The following is a 744-nucleotide window of genomic DNA, read 5'->3' on the forward strand; positions in this document are numbered from 1 at the left end:
GGCGCTGGCCGCGGTCGGCCTGGCCGGCTGGGAGCAGCACACGCCGGCCGAACTGTCGGGCGGCCAGCAGCAGCGGGTCGCCATCGCGCGCGCCATCGTCAGCGCGCCGTCGCTGCTGCTGGCCGACGAACCGACCGGCAATCTCGATAGCCAACGCAGCGCCGAAATCATGGAGCTGCTGGCCCGCCTGAACCGCGAGCAGGGCATCACGGTGGTGATGGTCACCCACGAACCGGACATGGCCCTGTACGCGCAGCGCATCGTGCGCTTCCGCGATGGCCGCATCGAGAGCGACGAACAGAATCCGGCCGCGCTGGAGGTGAGCTAATGCTGTTCAACACCATCCTGCTGGCGCTGCGCTCGATCCGGCGCAACCTGCTGCGCTCCTTCCTGACGATGCTGGGCATCGTGATCGGCGTGGGCGCGGTGATCGCCATGGTCACGCTGGGCAACGGCGCGACCCAGGCGGTGCATGACCAGATCGCGAGCCTGGGCAGCAACCTGCTGATGGTGCGCACCGGCCAGCGCATGGGGCAGGGCGGCTCCGGCGCGCCGGCCTTCAAGGAAGCCGACGCCGAGGCCATCGCGCTGCAGATCGGCGGCATCCGCGCGGTGGCGGCGGAGGCGCGCAGCGGCGCCACCGTGGTGGCCAACGGCCGCAACTGGACCACCACCGTCACCGGCGGCAGCGCCGATTGGATCACCGCCGCCAACTGGACGCTGAGCGCCGGCCGCCAGTTCGAC

The 744-nt window shown here is 71.1% G+C and carries 2 protein-coding genes; both read left to right on the forward strand.

Annotation, left to right across the window (positions count from 1 at the left end):
* The coding region (locus GTP90_RS35915) for an ABC transporter ATP-binding protein (protein ID WP_161087947.1) at positions 1-328 on the forward strand (328 nt) is incomplete at its 5' end.
* Positions 328-744: ABC transporter permease (locus GTP90_RS35920; protein ID WP_161087948.1), on the forward strand; the 417-nt coding region annotated here is incomplete at its 3' end. The genes GTP90_RS35915 and GTP90_RS35920, both read left to right, overlap by 1 nt.

Source organism: Duganella vulcania, from assembly GCF_009857655.1.
Lineage (GTDB): Bacteria > Pseudomonadota > Gammaproteobacteria > Burkholderiales > Burkholderiaceae_D > Rugamonas > Rugamonas vulcania.